General features: G+C 48.6%; 19 protein-coding genes. 10 read left to right on the top strand and 9 right to left on the bottom strand.

Translation table 11 applies throughout. The features are described from left to right. Positions 1-129: 129 nt before the first annotated feature. Genes mmsB through rlmM form a run of 5 tightly spaced genes read left to right on the top strand, consistent with a single transcriptional unit; the run spans position 130 to position 4426 of the window. A complete protein-coding gene (gene mmsB / locus EGC76_RS03815; RefSeq protein WP_128351692.1) occupies positions 130-1023 on the top strand; it encodes a 3-hydroxyisobutyrate dehydrogenase in 894 nt (297 codons plus the stop codon). A 10-nt stretch (positions 1024-1033) separates the two neighbouring features. Then, a complete protein-coding gene (locus EGC76_RS03810; RefSeq protein WP_128351691.1) occupies positions 1034-1798 on the top strand; it encodes an SDR family oxidoreductase in 765 nt (254 codons plus the stop codon). A 6-nt stretch (positions 1799-1804) separates the two neighbouring features. Continuing rightward, positions 1805-2707, top strand: coding sequence for a transcriptional regulator GcvA (locus EGC76_RS03805; protein WP_164876789.1), 903 nt, complete (start codon positions 1805-1807; stop codon positions 2705-2707). Next, the gene (locus EGC76_RS03800; protein ID WP_128351689.1) at positions 2700-3338 is read left to right on the top strand and encodes an alpha/beta family hydrolase; all 639 of its coding nucleotides are present in this window, start codon (positions 2700-2702) and stop codon (positions 3336-3338) included. Before EGC76_RS03805 ends, EGC76_RS03800 begins: the two co-directional genes overlap by 8 nt. After that, positions 3335-4426: a 23S rRNA (cytidine(2498)-2'-O)-methyltransferase RlmM gene (gene rlmM, locus EGC76_RS03795; protein WP_128351688.1), complete on the top strand. Its 1092-nt coding sequence runs from the start codon at positions 3335-3337 to the stop codon at positions 4424-4426. Before EGC76_RS03800 ends, rlmM begins: the two co-directional genes overlap by 4 nt. Before the next feature lie 40 nt (positions 4427-4466). Here rlmM and EGC76_RS03790 read toward each other — a convergent pair whose 3' ends face one another. From EGC76_RS03790 to queF, 4 genes are all read right to left on the bottom strand, one after another. Then, positions 4467-5471 carry an isocitrate dehydrogenase gene (locus tag EGC76_RS03790; RefSeq protein ID WP_128351687.1) on the bottom strand — a complete coding sequence of 335 codons (1005 nt, stop codon included), beginning with the start codon at positions 5469-5471 and terminating at the stop codon, positions 4467-4469. A gap of 97 nt (positions 5472-5568) precedes the next feature. Then, positions 5569-5940 (bottom strand): DUF3192 domain-containing protein, encoded by a 372-nt coding sequence (locus tag EGC76_RS03785; RefSeq protein WP_128351686.1) that lies wholly within the window; start codon positions 5938-5940, stop codon positions 5569-5571. A gap of 22 nt (positions 5941-5962) precedes the next feature. Beyond that, positions 5963-7318, bottom strand: coding sequence for a nucleotide 5'-monophosphate nucleosidase PpnN (gene ppnN, locus EGC76_RS03780; RefSeq protein WP_128351685.1), 1356 nt, complete (start codon positions 7316-7318; stop codon positions 5963-5965). Between the two features lie 21 nt (positions 7319-7339). Continuing rightward, positions 7340-8170, bottom strand: a complete 831-nt coding sequence (gene queF / locus EGC76_RS03775) for an NADPH-dependent 7-cyano-7-deazaguanine reductase QueF (RefSeq protein WP_128351684.1) — start codon at positions 8168-8170, stop codon at positions 7340-7342. A gap of 121 nt (positions 8171-8291) precedes the next feature. Between queF and syd the strand changes: the two genes are divergently transcribed. The 3 genes from syd (at position 8292) to EGC76_RS03760 (ending at position 9908) form a co-directional block, all read left to right on the top strand. Next, positions 8292-8840: a SecY-interacting protein gene (gene syd / locus EGC76_RS03770; protein WP_128351683.1), complete on the top strand. Its 549-nt coding sequence runs from the start codon at positions 8292-8294 to the stop codon at positions 8838-8840. Between the two features lie 71 nt (positions 8841-8911). Beyond that, positions 8912-9577, top strand: a complete 666-nt coding sequence (locus tag EGC76_RS03765; RefSeq protein WP_128351682.1) for a GNAT family N-acetyltransferase — start codon at positions 8912-8914, stop codon at positions 9575-9577. Further along, the gene (locus EGC76_RS03760) at positions 9567-9908 is read left to right on the top strand and encodes an Mpo1-like protein (protein ID WP_128351681.1); all 342 of its coding nucleotides are present in this window, start codon (positions 9567-9569) and stop codon (positions 9906-9908) included. Before EGC76_RS03765 ends, EGC76_RS03760 begins: the two co-directional genes overlap by 11 nt. On the opposite strand, the gene EGC76_RS03755 is transcribed toward EGC76_RS03760, so the two are convergent. Together EGC76_RS03755 and EGC76_RS03750 are read right to left on the bottom strand one after the other, a co-directional pair. Then, on the bottom strand, positions 9874-10185 hold the full coding sequence (locus EGC76_RS03755; protein ID WP_128351680.1) for a DUF3301 domain-containing protein: 312 nt from the start codon (positions 10183-10185) through the stop codon (positions 9874-9876). The two genes, EGC76_RS03760 and EGC76_RS03755, sit on opposite strands and share 35 nt — an antisense overlap. Beyond that, positions 10185-11201, bottom strand: coding sequence for a DUF3549 family protein (locus EGC76_RS03750; RefSeq protein WP_128351679.1), 1017 nt, complete (start codon positions 11199-11201; stop codon positions 10185-10187). Before EGC76_RS03750 ends, EGC76_RS03755 begins: the two co-directional genes overlap by 1 nt. A gap of 72 nt (positions 11202-11273) precedes the next feature. Here EGC76_RS03750 and EGC76_RS03745 point away from each other — a divergent pair, with 72 nt between their 5' ends. Then, entirely contained in the window at positions 11274-11618 is a 345-nt protein-coding gene (locus tag EGC76_RS03745; RefSeq protein ID WP_128351678.1) for a YqcC family protein, read from the top strand. After that, positions 11608-12333 (top strand): tRNA pseudouridine(65) synthase TruC, encoded by a 726-nt coding sequence (gene truC, locus EGC76_RS03740; protein WP_128351677.1) that lies wholly within the window; start codon positions 11608-11610, stop codon positions 12331-12333. The genes EGC76_RS03745 and truC overlap by 11 nt, the downstream gene beginning before the upstream one ends. Here the strand turns inward: truC and dapD are convergent. The 3 genes from dapD to map are packed head-to-tail and all read right to left on the bottom strand — an operon-like array spanning position 12330 to position 16603. Then, on the bottom strand, positions 12330-13154 hold the full coding sequence (gene dapD, locus EGC76_RS03735; protein ID WP_128351676.1) for a 2,3,4,5-tetrahydropyridine-2,6-dicarboxylate N-succinyltransferase: 825 nt from the start codon (positions 13152-13154) through the stop codon (positions 12330-12332). The two genes, truC and dapD, sit on opposite strands and share 4 nt — an antisense overlap. Positions 13155-13198: 44 nt before the next feature. Further along, on the bottom strand, positions 13199-15805 hold the full coding sequence (gene glnD, locus EGC76_RS03730) for a [protein-PII] uridylyltransferase (protein WP_128351675.1): 2607 nt from the start codon (positions 15803-15805) through the stop codon (positions 13199-13201). Positions 15806-15811: 6 nt separating this feature from the next. Next, positions 15812-16603, bottom strand: coding sequence for a type I methionyl aminopeptidase (gene map, locus EGC76_RS03725; RefSeq protein WP_128351674.1), 792 nt, complete (start codon positions 16601-16603; stop codon positions 15812-15814). Positions 16604-16664 lie beyond the last annotated feature (61 nt).

Genomic DNA, 16664 nt, shown 5'->3' with positions numbered 1-16664 from the left:
AACAATAACGTTATTCGTTATTCGTTATTCGTCCGCTGCGCTATTCGTGCGCTGCGCTATTCGAATAGTGCGTAGCACGGACGAACAACGAACAGCGAAGTGTACGAACAACGAATTTGAGGTTCAATCATGGCTAAAGTCGGATTTATTGGATTAGGAAACATGGGTGGCCCAATGGCGGCCAACCTCGTGAAAGGTGGGCACCAGGTACAAGTATTTGATCTTGCGGAAGCGGCGTTGTTGGCAGCCGAAGAAGCTGGTTGCACACGTGCGGCCTCGGCGACCGAGGCAGCGCAGGGCGCTGACTTTGTGATCAGTATGCTGCCGGCCGATAAGCACGTTGAAAGTGTTTATTTGGGCGACAATGGCTTAATCAATGTGCTTGGCGAAAATGCGCTAGCGATTGATTGCAGTACCATCAGTGCAGCCACGGCTCGTAACGTTGGTCTTGCTCTAAAAGCCAAGAATATTTCCTTTATTGATGCCCCAGTTTCAGGCGGCGTAGGTGGTGCTAAGGCCGGCACACTTACCTTTATCTGTGGCGGTCAAGAGGCCGATGTAGAACGCGCGCGTGACGTGTTGCAGCACATGGGTAAGAATATCTTCCGCGCCGGTGATGTTGGTGCCGGACAAGTAGCTAAAATTTGTAATAATATGCTGTTGTCCGTGTTAATGGTTGGCACGTCAGAGGCACTGCAGCTTGGTATTGCGCATGGTTTGGACGCAAAAGTCTTGTCTGAAATCATGTCGAAGAGCTCGGGGAGCAACTGGACTTTAGATGTATATAATCCATGCCCTAATGTGATGGATAATGTCCCTTCGAGTAACGGCTATCAAGGCGGCTTCTTGGTTGACCTTATGAGTAAAGATCTTGGTTTGGCACAGCAAGCAGCATTAGCTAGCGGTGCGGCGACGCCAATGGGCGCATTAACACATAATCTTTACCGTAGCTGGTCGCAGCTGGGGCATGGTCGGGAAGACTTTTCCAGTATTTTTAACTACGTAAAAGCAAACACGAAGTAACGGAAACATTATGAAAATTGCTGAAAGTACAATTGTGATCACGGGCGGCGCGCAAGGTTTGGGCCGTGCAATGGCTGAGCATTTTGCTGTGGATGGCGCACAGTTGGCGTTAATTGATATGAATGCTGATACCTTGGCGGAAGCAGAAAAAATCTGTACCGACAAAGGTACGAAAAAAGTAAAAGGCTACGTTGTGAATGTCACGGACGAAGCGGCCGTTGAGCAGGTGTTTAATGACATTGCGGCTGACTTCGGTGCGGTTGATGTGTTGATAAACAATGCCGGTATTTTACGTGACGGCTTGCTGATTAAATGCAAAGACGGTGAAATTACGCACAAAATGCCGCTGCAACAATTTCAGTCGGTATTGGATGTGAACCTAACCGGAAGTTTCTTATGTGGTCGTGAAGCCGCTGCCCATATGGCGAAAGCTGGAAAGGGTGGGGTGATTATTAACATTTCAAGTGTGGCGCGCGCCGGTAATATGGGGCAAACCAACTACGCGGCAACCAAGGCTGGTGTGGTTGCAATGACTGTCACTTGGGCGCGTGAACTTGGGCGCTTTGGCATTCGTTGTGGCGCAATTGCGCCAGGCTTTATCGAAACACCAATGACCGCACAAATGAAGCCCGAAGCAATTGAGCGTGCGTTGAACATGGTTCCGTTACGCCGTTGGGGCCAGCCGGAAGAAATTGCACACAGCGCCCGATACATCATTGAGAATGACTTCTTCAGCGGTCGTGTGGTAGAAATAGACGGTGGAGTTCGACTATAACGAGTACTGATGCGTAAATTACCCCCATTAAATGCTTTAAAGGCTTTCGAAGCGGCTGCGCGCCATTTGAGTTTTACGCGTGCGGCCGATGAACTTTATGTCACCCAAGCGGCGGTGAGCCATCAAGTGAAAGGGCTTGAAGAGTATTTGGGGGTACAGTTGTTTTTGCGGCGTAACAGATCGCTGCTACTCACCCCTGAAGGGCAAACCTATTTTCTTGAATTAAAAGAAATATTCGATCACATTGTGCAAGCGACTGAGCGGGTGAAGTTTGCCAGCCAACGCGGCTCATTGACAATATCCTTGCCCCCTAGCTTTGCTATTTTATGGTTCGTGCCACGCCTTAGCCGTTTCCGTGAAGCTTGCCCTGACATTGATGTGCGAATTCGGGCTGTGGACGAAGTTGATGGTTCGTTAACCGATGATGTTGACGTTGCCATTTACTATGGCTCGGGCAAATGGCCTGGCCTGAAAGCATATAAACTGCACAACGAATTCTTACTACCGGTTTGCTCCCCGCTGTTGCTGACAGGCACTAAACCGTTACGCGAGCCGCGCGATCTTCTTAATCATACGTTATTGCATGATGAAACGCGCAATGCCTGGAAAGACTGGTTTAAGTTGGTGGGCATTGATAAAGACAAAGGTGACAACGGGCCTATTTTTAGCCACTCAAATCTTGCGCTTAAAGCTGCAGTGCACGGCCAGGGGATTGCTTTGGCGAATAATGTGTTGGTTAAGCCGGAAATAGACGCTGGCCATTTAATTCAAATTTTTCCAGAAGCACTACCACGGCAAAAATCTTTTTATCTGGTTTGTCGTGACTCTCAGTCAGAAGTAGGTAAAATCGCGACCTTCCGAAATTGGTTGCTGCAAGTGGTTGAGGAAGAAGAGGACAGCTATGAGTGAGAGTCAGCGTGTTGCAATACAACGTGATAACGCGCAAGGCAGTGTACGTGTGGTGTTTGCGCATGGCGCTGGAGCAGGGTTGCAAAGCGACTTTATGCAATATTTTGCACTCGGACTCGCACTCAATGATATTGAAGTTGTACGTTTTAATTTTCCGTACTGGCAAAAGTTTATGGACACCGGCGTGCGACGCCCGCCAAACCGGATGCCCGAGTTAGAGCACTGCATGCGCACCGTGGTTGGCCAATTTAATGATGATAAGCCATTAATTTTAATGGGTAAGTCGATGGGATCGCGGGTAGCGTTTCGGCTTGCTGATGAATTGAATGCAAGGTGTGCGATTGCACTTGGCTTCCCGTTTCATCCGGTTGGCAAACCTGACACCTTGCGTTTAGCTGACTTAGCCAACAACTGCACGCGAAATTTAATTATTCAAGGTACACGCGATAACTTGGGCAAACCTGATGAAGTCGCGAGCTACAAGCTACCTAACAATGTTGCAGTAAAATGGATTGATGGCGGTGATCACAGTCTAGAGCCGACCAAGCGTAGTGGTTATACGCGTGAGCAGCTGTGGCAAGCTGCGGTTAATGAAATAACGAATAGCGTTTTACCAAGGGGTTATGAATGACCGGAATTGTGGCCTATTGTCGGCCTGGATTTGAAAGTGATTGTGCCGCCGAGCTGCAGGATAAAACTGCTGCTTTGGGCATTTTTGGCTATTGCCAAACCAAGGCACATCAAGGTTACGTTGTATATCGCTGTCAAAGCGAAGAGGCCGAGCACTTGGCCAAAAAGTTACTTCTTGCTGAACTGATGTTCACCCGCCAATTTATTGTGATTTTGGCGCATGTTACTGATCTTCCGCAAGAAGACAGAGTAAGTGCGGTGCAGGTTGCGTTGTTGGATGAAGATGTCATGGAAGCTTTTCCAGGCATTAAGCCCTGCGGTGATTTGCGCCTGGAAACACCGGATACTAATTTAGGTAAAGAGCTCACTAAGTTTTGCCGTAAGTTCACGGTGCCATTGCGCCAAGGGTTGCGAAAAATTGATTGGTTGACGGCAAAAGAGAGCGATCGGCGCCCAACATTGCACGCATTCTTTTTAAGTAATAAAGAAATTTATATCGGTTTTTCCTATTCATTTAATCAGTCTCCTTGGTTGATGGGGATTCCGCGTTTGCGCTCACCGAGTGATGCGCCGAGTCGCTCAACCTTGAAGCTTGACGAAGCCTTTCAAGTATTTGTTCCTGAACACGAGCGTGAAGAGCGCATTAGCTCAGGCATGAATGCTGTGGATTTAGGTGCAGCTCCGGGTGGTTGGACGTATCAACTTGTGCGCCGCGGCATGATGGTTCAGGCGGTTGATAATGGACCAATGGCTGAGAGCTTGATGCAGACAGGGCAAGTTAAGCATATTCGTGAAGATGGTTTTAAATACCGACCGAAGAAAAAGAACGTCACTTGGTTGGTGTGCGATATGGTTGAAAAACCTGCGCGTGTCGGCGAACTGATGACCAGTTGGTTGATTGACGGTGATTGCAAAGAAGCCATTTTCAACCTTAAGTTACCTATGAAGCGGCGCTACGCTGCAATGGCTGAATATTTAGAGCATATTAAGCGCGATTTGATGGAGCAGGGCCGTGGTAAGTTTGAGTTGCAAGCGAAGCAACTTTACCATGACCGCGAAGAAGTCACCGTGCATATTCGCTGGATATAAAAAAACCGACCTGAGGGTCGGTTTTTTTATTCATATGGTTTTATAAGCGGTCAATCACAGCCTGGGTAAAGTCTGTGGTGCCGCCGGTACCTCCGAGGTCACGCGTGGTGCGGTCACCTGAGGCAATAACGTCGGTTACTGCGGCAAGAATGCGCTTGGCTTGATCATGCATGCCCAGATATTCGAGCATTTGAATTGCTGCCAAAATCACTGAGGTTGGGTTGGCAAGGTTTTGCCCAGCGATGTCGGGTGCAGAGCCATGTACCGCTTCAAAAATAGCTGACTTCTCACCAATGTTGGCGCCAGGTGCCATACCCAAGCCGCCAACTAAACCGGCGCACAGGTCAGATAAAATATCACCGAACAGGTTGGTGGTTACAATCACATCGAACTGCTCTGGGTTCATCACCAGTTTCATGCATACCGCATCAACAATCATTTCATCGGACTGAATATCCGGATACTCAGCGGCGATTTCACGGGCAACTTTCAAAAATAACCCTGAGGTTGATTTAAGAATATTCGCTTTGTGTACTGCAGTGACCTTTTTACGGCCTTCGCGGCGGGCTAGTTCGTATGCAAAACGAACGATACGTTCACAGCCTGCGCGGGTAATTTTGCTCATTGCTTGTGCTTCAGAACCGTCTTCAGAAACAACTTGGCCAAGCCCTGAGTACATGCCTTCGGTGTTTTCGCGTACCGTAATAATGTCGATATTTTCGTAGCGCGCTTGGGTGCCCTTGAATGATTTTACCGGACGTACATTGGCGTAGAGGTTAAACTGTTTACGTAAGCTGACGTTGATTGATGTAAAACCTTCACCAACAGGTGTAGTTAACGGACCCTTTAATGTTGCTTTATTGCGTGCAATTGCATCTAACGTTGCCTGCGGCAACAGCTCACCAGTTTTCTCGAGTGCGGCTAAGCCTGCATCGGCAAACTCATAGTTAAAATCACAACCAGCTTGGTCAAGAATTTTCAGTGTGGCATCAATAATGTCTGGGCCAATTCCGTCGCCAGGGATTACAGTAATTGTGGTGCTCATCGCGGGTACCTTCTAACTTCTAGGTCAAATTAAGTGTCTAACATCAATTGGCGCGAACTATAGCAGATTTTGCTGGCTGCTGAGGTGTTGCGTGTCATTAAAACGATTGATATTCGCTATAAGCGTCAGCACCCCAGGCAATCAATGAACCGTCTTTAAAGAGCATTGGGGTGCATTCATCGCGCGTGGTAATGCCATCGGATTTCACATGGTGCGTGCGATAAAATAAAATCAGGACTTCGCCGTTATCTGTGGCTTTCGCTTCACTAATATCTGGTGAGCCCAGCAAACGAATCACGTCATCTTTTTGGGTGCCGAGGTCAAGGCGGCCGATTTGTTTGAGGTTGAAGGTTTCGCGTTCCTGCCAACTCATATTTTCCGGGTCCGCTTGATAAAGGTGCAGAACCAGCGCAGCTGCTGCCGCGTAAATGGCAAAGCCAATTAACACAACTTTAAGCATTTTCGACATCAGCTACGCCTCCTTGAGCTAATTAATCTGTAATGACACGATAGCATGGATGATACACCGAACCTGGCAGCTTCATGCGGCTTTGTTCGACGAATGCCCGCAACAATACGTCCAGCTTCTTCATCATGTCACGTTCACCGTAAATTTCGAATACGCCGTGTTTGCGAATAGCACGAATACCGTCGTCTTTTACGTTACCAGTAACGATGGCCGAGAAAGCGCGACGTAAATCTGCAGCGAGAGCTTGTGGCGCTTGGTCACGATGCAGATTCAAGTTGCGCACGTTGTCATGATTCGGTACGAACGGACGCTGAAACGCTTCTTCGATGTGCAAGGTCCAATTGAAACAGTAAGAGTCACCGGTATCGCGACGATATTCTTTCACCGCCTGCGCGCCTTGTGTCATCGCTTTTGCGACCTCTGCAGGCGCACCAACAATAATCTGATACAGCTTACGCGCGTCATCGCCAAGTGTTGCGGTAACGAAATCATCAATAGCATCAAAATATTCGCGGCTGCTTTCAGGGCCAGTTAAGATAATAGGCAGAACTTGGCGCTCGTTTTCTGGATGCATCAAAATACCCAGAATATAGAGTAGCTCTTCTGCAGTACCTGCACCGCCTGGGAAAATGACAATGCCGTGTGCACAACGCACGAATGCTTCGAGGCGTTTTTCGATATCAGGCAGTATCACTAACTCGTTCACGATTGGATTCGGTGGCTCAGCGGCGATGATTCCCGGTTCGGTAAAACCAAGGTAGCGGCCGTCGACAATGCGTTGTTTGGCATGACCAATGGTTGCGCCTTTCATAGGACCTTTCATGGCGCCCGGGCCGCACCCGGTGCATATATTCAAGCTACGTAAGCCGAGCTGATAGCCGACTTCTTTGGTGTACTTGTACTCAACTTCATTGATTGAGTGGCCGCCCCAGCACACAATAACATTGGGCTCGAGGTTAGGTTGCACAACTTGGGCGTTACGTAAAATGTCGAACACTACGTGAGTTAGTGTATGGGTATCGGCTGAGTCTAAAGTTTGTGCGTTGTAGCGTTCACCGGTAAACAAAATGTCACGCAGCACGGCTTCAACCAACTCTTGCATACCCGCAATCAATTCGCCGTCAACAAAGGCTTCGGCGGGTGGGTTAACCAATTCAAGTTGCACGCCACGCTCGCACTTGATGACGTTTACATCAAAATCTTTATATTTTTCAAAAATCTCTTCGCTGCTATCGGTGGTACTGCCAGCATTCAACACAGCCAGGCAACAGTTGCGAAATAGCTTATAGAGTTGTTCGTCGCTGCTTTGTTGCAGTCGGTTTATTTCAAGTTGCGAAAGCAAGCTCATGCTGCCCCGCGGGGAAATTTTAAATCGCATTTCGATTCCTTTTTTGATTTGTTATTGGCGACTCAAGCGAACAGACTGCGGCGTTTGTTCAAAGTCTGAACGAAACGGGTTGATGTCTAAACCACCACGCCGCGTATAACGCGCGTAAACAGTCAGTTGTTCGGGTTTTAGTCGCGTTTTAATGTCCATATAAAGCCGTTCTACACATTGTTCGTGAAATTCGTTGTGGTGGCGAAACGATACGATGTAACGCAGGAGCGCTGCATGATCAATTGCAGGGCCACGATAACGAATGAGTACCGAACCCCAGTCAGGTTGATTGGTAATCAAGCAATTGGACTTAAGCAGGTGACTGTGCAGCGTTTCATCAATCACTTGATTGTCACGCAGGCTCAATAGCTCCGGATTGTATTCGTAACTGTCGATGCGAATGTCTTGCGCATCAATACATAAACCCGGCAAGTCGCTAAATGGCGCCTGCTGTGCTTGTTGCACGGTATCGAGGCGCACTGACACTTGGCCACCTGCACAGGCAGATAAGTCTTCGGCAAGCTGTTGTTGCACGGCATGCCAGCTATCCCAACGGCTATCATTGAAGCTATTGAGGTATAATTTAAATGACTTTGATTCCACCAAATTCGTGCTGGTGGCGGGTACTCGAAACTCGGCGACTGCAACCTGAGGCACACCCAAGGTATTCAACCACGATAATTCATAACCATGCCAAATGTCATCGCCATGAAATGGCAACGATATGCTCTCGGCTAAGCCAATTGGCGTGCGATTGAGCTGACGCGGCACAGCTTGCAATAAGCTGGCATCATACTGGGTCGGATACTGTGTTGGTTGGCCCAAATTCAAATGGGCGAGAGGTTGCTTCATCGATTTCAATTACCTGTTACACTACTGTTTTTTATGCAGTCGGCCATTGTAGCGCTGCTGTTGACGAGTTACCAGAAAAACTGATTTCTGCAAACTAAGCTATCACGTTAGGATGAATTTCATGCACATTGATGCCGCATTAGATGAGCTAATTGCTCGTTATCAAAGCGCTTACGCGCAAGCCGAAGTGCCTTTGCTCACAGAATCTCATGACGATTGGCAAGCACCGATTTATGGTAAACCCGCTGAGGAAGACCTTGTGACTTGGCAACCTGTGCGCCAAGCTAAACCGATGCAATTTGATGATCTAGCCAATGCGTTGGAACAGCCGTTTCATCCAGATATAGCCCATTTTTACGGCCGTTGGTTCGCTGCGGATCTCAATGTAACCTTTGATCATCATCCGCTAGTATTGTTACAGAATCATTGTTTAGAAGATGGCCAGCGTTTGCAGGCCAATTTAGCGGGTCATGTATTGATGAAACGTCGGTTGCGCCAGCCAATTACTTTATTTATTGGTTTAGCCGAAGAATCCGATGATTTGTTGGTGAGTATCGACAATGCCAGCGGGCAAGTAGGGCTGGAATTTGTCGGCCAGCCACAGCACGAAATTGTGGCTGACAGCTTGGCCGAATTTGTACAAAAATTGACGCCACGCGTAGTGGATTAATTGATCTGAATCAAGTAACTTGAATTGCATCGAGACATAGAAAGTAATTGAGCAATTATCAGGGGTAAAAAATGACAACAACAATAAACCCAGCTCAACTGCGTGATGGCCAGTTGACTTACTTGGTTGCTGAAGATTTGAAAATGGCAGCTTCGCTGCTCTACCAAGCGTATTACGATGATGCATTATTAATGGCAATTTTTCAGGCTGATAAGCCGGACTACGAAAAACGCCTACGTGCAGCCATTCGTGAAGAATTGATGGCGTTTTGGGAAGCGAAACAGCCTATGCTGGGCGTGTTTGACGGCGACTCGTTAATTGGGGTGGTTTGCTTGACGCAGCCGGGCAAAAGTTTTGGCCCAGGCAAGTATTGGCATTGGCGTTTAAAAATGTTGCTGACAGCCGGTTATGTCAGCACCATGCAGTTGCTTGAAAAAGAGCGGTTGATTCAAGAGGCTGTGCATGGTGATGATTACCACATGCTGGCTTTTATTGCGGTTAGCCCACGTTATCAGCAACAAGGCTGGGGTGACTTATTGGTTCGCGCGGCGCAATCAGCAATCGACGATGAGCCCGAGTCGCGTGGTATTGCTGTGTATGTAACTCAGCCGCAACATCTAAGCTTATTCGAACAACACGGTTATGAATTGGTGCAAGAATTAAACGTTGGCGATATTAGCGGTAAGCTGATGTTTCAGTCACGTTCACAATTAGATGAGGTGAGTCGTGCAATTTAAAAGCTTTGCGGAGTTTTATCCGTATTACTTAAAAGAACACTCTGATCGCCGTTGCCGTGCCATGCATTATATTGGTAGCACGTTAGTGATTGCGGTGTTGGTTTATGCAATTGTCGCGCAACAATGGCTTTGGTTACTGGCCATTCCTCTGGTTGGCTATGGTTTCGCGTGGTTGGGGCATTTTGGTTTTGAACACAATAAGCCGGCTACGTTTAAATATCCGGCTTATTCATTGCTTGGTGACTGGGTTATGTACGGCCAGTTTTTGCTGAGCCTAATCGGTATCAAGTCAGGCCCTAAGGGCTCGGGACCCGGTGCGGCGGGGTCGTAATTTCAACCAAGCGCATATTGAGTAGCGTAGCTTGGCCGTTATAGCGGCTTTCGCCATCGCTGCTAAAGCCGAATTCATAGCGGCTCAACCAACCGAGGTGGCGTTGCAACTTGGCTGGGCGACCGCCTTGCCAAGCAATATCAAGAAACTGCAATTGTTGTTGCTTGCAGTATTGTTCAACGTATCGCCGCGCCTGTTCAGCTTGGCGACGACCTTGCCAGAAGATCAATACGACAAAACCAACCAATAACAATGCAATGGCGTCAGCTAGAACCATTATTGCGCTCCAATAAATTGCTGCCAAGCTTTGTACAGCGGTGTCGGTAAGTCGTTACGCTGCACTAAACCCAGCGCGAATATGCGGGTATCAGGAAGGCGCAGGATATCACGAACAATGCCTGCGAACAGGGCGGAATTGTTGAGTTCTGCGCATCGTAGTAAATAAGCTTCCATTAAATCGCCACAAAGCGCCGGCCAAAGTCTGGCGACGATAATTACTAATTCGTCGGCGGTGGCAACAGGTATACGCTGCGCGAGGTGCTGTTGCAGTGTGGCATCCGATGCAAGCCCAGCAAGCGCGCGCAAGCTATTCAGCCGTACCTGACTGCTATTGCTAGTCACTCCGGCTAGTAATTGCTCTTTCATGGTTTGCGGTGCCGCTGTGTGTTCGAGTGCCTCGGCTAAAGCATTTTGCAATGGTTCTGGATACTGCGCGAAATTTTCGGCAATAGCCGTTGCTGTTGCAGCATCATCATGCAGCCGTGCGGCAACATCATGAATACCCTGAATGCCAAGCTGCTGCCAGCCTTCAGCGGTTGGTTGAAGCAGTTCACTCTGTGCTGCTTGATAATAGCGCGACGGCGGGCGCTGCCAACGTGCAGTGAGTTGTGCATGCACAGCCGCGCGTTTAGCCTCAGAGGGCGTAAACAAGTAAGCTGATTGCTGCAACTGTTGCTCTTGTTCATCGCTCAGTGCCCCCGTAATTTGTTGGCCCAACATGGCGATAACGTGCGTCATAAACTCTTGTTGCGCAGCATGATTGAGCAAACCACGCTCGTCTAATGGCATTTTCAGGAACCATAAAAAGGGTTCAGGTTGCTCGGCGGTGCGCTGTGGCCAGAACACCACGGCAAACCAAGCATGATCTTGCAGCGGGTAAGGGTAGGGGCGTTGTTGTGCACATATGGCACTGAATGTATCCGCATCGATGGCTTGTACGCGGCGGCCTAAATCATATACAACGAAGTCGCTTTGGCTCTCGCTGAGTAATTCAGCTAGGTTTGTTATGGTCATGAAACTTGCATCATTTTCAATTTTGCTTAAAGATGACGGCCATTATAACTAAAATAAGTCGTGGAGGTAGTCATGGACCAACGACAACGAGCTGCTCGTTTGCTCGAGCGTATAGAAGCTGAGTTGAATTGTCTGGGGTTATGGCAGACGCATTACCCGTCCTCACAAGCTTTGGCGAGTACGGAACCGTTTGCTATGGACACCCTTGATTTTCATCAGTGGCTGCAATTTATTATGTTGCCACGCATGTGGTCGATGCTGGATGGTGAGCACCCGTTGCCGCAAAACATTGCGGTAAGCCCCATGGCAACTCATGTTTATCGGGAAGAAATGGAACATCATGAAGGCTTGATCGCGAGCTTACGTGAGTTTGATATTTTATTGAGCGGAGCTGACCCGTTAGCCGATGACGTCTAATTTCAATCACGACCTGACCATCTTATTCCAAGATGATTACTTTGTAGCGGTCGACAAACCTAGCGGGCTCTTGGTACATCGTAGCTGGATTGCGCGTGAGGCGACTGAATTTGCGCTCCAGAAAGTTCGCGATCAAATTGGTCAACGGGTATACCCAGTGCACCGTTTAGACCGGCCTACCTCAGGAATTTTGTTATTTGCAAAAGATGCTGATACGGCACGCGCAATGACGGAAATTTTCACCAGCCGACAAATTGAAAAGGTGTATCACGCCGTTGTGCGCGGATACATCGATGACGGCCTGTTGGATTATCCACTCAAAGAAGAACTGGATAAAATAGCCGACGCGCAGGCGAATCAAGACAAAGAGGCGCAAGAGGCAGTTACCGAGTACCGATGTTTACAGCGTATTGAATTGCCGTTTGCGGTTGGGAAACGACACCCGACATCGCGTTATTCATTGGTTGAACTGCACCCTGAAACAGGCCGCAAGCACCAACTGCGGCGACATATGTCGCACTTACGCCATCCGATAATCGGTGACAGTAATCACGGTGATGGGCGGCACAACCGCTTTTTCCGTGAGCATTTTGGCTTAAACCGACTGATGTTGGCGGCAACATCGCTGCGCTTTGATCACCCGCATACAAAAACGGCAGTTCATATTGAACTGCCGTTACCGGATGATTTACTCAAGCCGTTCCAAACGGATTAATCACCTGCGCGAAGTAATTCGTTGATACTTACTTTGGCACGGGTTTTAGCGTCAACCTTTTTCACAATAATGGCTGCGTAAAGGCTATGGGTACCATCTTTTGCTGGCAGGTTGCCAGGCACTACGACTGCACCTGCTGGCACGCGGCCATAATGAATTTCACCGGTTTCACGGTCATATATACGGGTGCTTTGACCAATGTAAACACCCATTGAAATCACCGCGCCTTCTTCTACGATTACCCCTTCAACAATTTCTGAACGGGCGCCGATGAAACAGTTGTCTTCAATGATGGTAGGCGCTGCTTGCAGTGGCTCAAGTACACCACCAATACCAACGCCGCCTGACAAATGCACGTTTTTACCAATCTGTGCGCATGAGCCAACGGTAGCCCAGGTATCGACCATGGTGCCTTCATCAACAAACGCGCCGATATTTACGTACGAAGGCATGAGTACTACGTTGCGACCGATAAATGCGCCTTTTCGCACCATAGCAGGCGGTACAACGCGCATGCCCTCGGCACGGAAGCGGGCATCGTCATAGCCTATAAACTTGCTATCCACTTTGTCGAAAAAGCGGGTTTCGCCGCCGTTCATCAGGTGATTATCTTGCGTGCGGAACGACAGCAGTACCGCTTTCTTCAACCATTCGTTTACCACCCATTGCCCGTTTATTTTCTCCGCGACACGCAGTTCACCTTGATCAATTTTTTGAATAACTTCGGTTAAATCACGTTGCAGCTCAGCTGGAACGCGACTTGGAGAAATCTCTGTGCGCTGCTCAAACGCAGCTTCAATACGTGTTTGTAAGGTGGTCATTTTATATCCTGTTACATCATTCAGTGGCGTGTAAATACGCCTGATTAATTATCCAAGGCAGCGATGATCTGCTGACGCAAGTTCCGCTTCTGTTCATCATTAAGCGCTTCATTACGCCGCGTGGTAACTGTGAATAAATCCTCAGCTTGTTCGCCGACGGTGGTGATTTTAGCGGTTAGTATGTTTAAATCCAATGCCTGAAGCACTTTGGCAACATGAGCAACCAGCCCGGGGCGATCAAGTGCGGTCAATTCAAAGGCCGTGCGACGCGGGTTGCGCTCGCTTACAAACTCGACTTTGGTTGGCACATTAAAGCTACGCAGTTGCCGTGGAAGCCGTCGTTGTGCCCCCGGCGCAGGCTGGCGCTGGCGCAGTACATCATGCAACTGCTGCTTGAGGGATTCGATGCGGCGCACGTCAGTAAGTGGCTCACCGTCATCTTGCAGCACCACAAAAGTATCCATGACATAGCCGTCGCGGGTTGCCAAAATTTGTGCGTCATGAATGCTCAGCGCTTGGCTATCGAGAACCGCTGCGACCGCCGCAAATAGGTTTTCGTGTTCAAGGTGGTAAACGAATAATTCGGTGGTGCCTTGGTTATTCTCATCGCCTACTAGAATTATCGGCAATTGATCATCGGACTCGGCAGCCAAAATGTACTGTGAATGCCATGCAATTTGTTCCGGTTGGTGCCGTAAGAAATAATCGGCGGTAAACCTGCTCCATAATTCATTAACCGGCTGAGCATCGAAACCAAGGCTAAGCAGCAAGCCCATGGCGTGTGCTTGATGCTGATGAATACGCTGGCGCATTTCCGTTGCTGCGGAAGGTTTGCTCTGTGCCAAAAACTGTTTGGTGGCCTGATAGAGGTTTTCCAACAAAGTGGCTTTCCAGTTATTCCATAAACTGCTGTTGGTGGCACGAATGTCAGCAACGGTCAGGCAATACAAATAATCCAAGTGACGCGGTGAGCCAACTGTTTCGGCAAACAGGCGGACAACTTCAGGATCGTGGATATCACGTTTTTGTGCGGTTACCGACATAATGAGATGGTGACGCACCAGCCAGGCAATTAATTCGCCATCGTGGTCGTCAAGATTGTGTTGCTGAGAAAAATTAAGTGCATCCACTTCGCCTAATTCGGAATGATCGCCGCCGCGGCCCTTGGCAATGTCGTGAAATATACCGGCAAGGTAGAGCAGTTCCGGTTTGTCCATGGTGGCGACAATCTCGGCACACAGTGGAAATTCCTGTTGGTATTCGGGTTCGCTGTACCGGTAGAGATTGCGAACCAAGCGAAAGGTGTGTTCATCAACCGTATAGGCATGAAACAAGTCAAATTGCATCTGACCGACTATTTGCTGCCACTGTGGCAGATAGTGTGCTAGCAATTGGTGTTTGTGCATTAAGCGAAAGGCGTCGCCGCAGCCACGCGGGTGGCTTATGAGTTGCATAAACAGTTTGCGGCACGCGGGCAGGCTATTGAGCGGCTGGCGTAAAACCCGACGCGCATTGCGTAACAGGCGAATGGTATGTGCCTGTAAGTGCTTAATTTGGTTATTTTGTGCAACCAGGAGCATGCACCGCAATAGATTCTCTGGGGCTTCAAAAACACTGTCGTGACGAGCCGCAATGAGTGAGCCAATGGCTTCGAAGTTATCGTCAAGCTGCTTTCTTGTAATATCGCTTGCATCGCCAAGAATGGTTTGTTCAAAAAACTGCAGTAGCATCTCGTTCAGCTCAGTGACACCCACCACCGCATTGAAATAGTCCTTCATCATGGCTTCTACGGCACGTTTACCGGGTTCGCCATAACCCAGTCGCGCGGCAATACCGGGTTGATAGTCAAAAAGTAGTCGATCTTCCTTTTTGTCGGCCTCTAAATGCAGCGCAAATCGAATACGGCCTAACAATTGTTGATATTCACGCAGTTCAAGTAACTCTTCGGCGCTGATATAGCCGTGCTGAACTAGCGTTTCATCATTTTGGGTGTGAAAGTGCCGCTTGGCTATCCATCCGATGGTTTGTATATCACGTAAGCCGCCAGGATTACTTTTAACATTTGGCTCTAGGTTGTAAGCGGAGCCATGGTAGCGTTGATGCCGTTCTTGCTGCTCGTTAAATTTGGCTTGATAAAAGGCGCGACTCGACCAAGGGAAGTCACGTTGTACCTGCCACAAAAATGCATCTGCAAGATTCTTGTCGCCACAAATGAGACGTTGCTCGAGCAAGCTAGTGGCCACAGTTACATCGGCAGCTGCTTGTTCAAAGCATTGCGCTGGTGTACGTACACTGTGGCCAACGTCCAGGCGTAGATCCCACAGCAGTTGAATGAAGTTGCGAATGGCCTGTTGTTCTGTGTCATTGAGATCAGTTTCATGCAAAAACAACAGGTCAATGTCGGATTGTGGGTGCAGATGGCCACGACCGTAGCCGCCGACTGCAATTAAACTGATTTGGGTTTTATGCAACTTGAACTGCTGCCACAGCTGTTGCAGCAAGGTATCAATAAATTCGCTGCGGTGAGCTAAGAGAAAGTCAATATCAGCGGTTACAAAGGCTTCGGCGGACCACGTGTGGTAGGCTTCGAGGCAATCGCGCCCCGAGCTTAAAGTGACCGGTTTCGGCCAGCAAGGAGGGGCGCTGTGCATGGTGCGTTAGCTCTCGTGATGAATAACGCGTGGCAAATCTTCGTCGCTACGCAGGGTTAAAACTTCAACGCCGTCTTCGGTGACTAACAGCGTGTGTTCCCATTGGGCGCTCAGGCTGCGGTCTTTCGTCAGTACGGTCCAACCATCACGCATTAGTTTGGTGTGGCGTTTGCCCGCATTCACCATGGGTTCGATAGTGAAACACATGCCTGGCTCTAATAAATCGCCAGTGCCTGCAGTGCCGTAATGCAGAATTTGTGGCTCTTCGTGAAACACCGCGCCAATACCGTGGCCACAATATTCACGCACAATGGCGTAACCATGCTGTTCAGCATGCTTTTGAATTACTGCGGCAAAGTCGCCAGTGCGCATGCCCGGTTTGACCATTTTAATTGCCATGTATAAACATTCTTGGGTGACACGAATTAAACGCTCAGCGAGAATGCTTGGTTTACCACCCACAACAAACATTTTCGAGGTGTCACCGTGATAGCCATCAAGCTTTACGGTCACGTCTAAGTTCATGATGTCGCCATCTTTAAGTGGCTTCTCATTTGGAATGCCATGACAAACCACATGATTTAATGAGGTGCACACCGACTTCGGAAAACCGTGATAATTGAGCGGTGCAGGAATTGCGCCATGTTCAACGATATAATCGTGACAAATTTTATCAATTTCAGCAGTGGTTACGCCGGCCTTAATATAAGGGCCGATCATTTCTAATACGTCCGCAGCGAGTTTGCCGGCTGCACGCATTTTTTCAATTTCATCAGGTGTTTTAATAGTAATGCTCATGGGGCTGATTCAGTCCGTGCTTTATACAATTTAATTGCGTGTAGTTTATCAGCAAAGGACG

Source organism: Pseudidiomarina gelatinasegens (assembly GCF_004025325.1).
Lineage (GTDB): Bacteria > Pseudomonadota > Gammaproteobacteria > Enterobacterales > Alteromonadaceae > Pseudidiomarina > Pseudidiomarina gelatinasegens.
The sequence above is the reverse complement of the archived record's forward strand: the minus strand, read 5'-3'. Positions and strand labels throughout refer to the sequence as shown.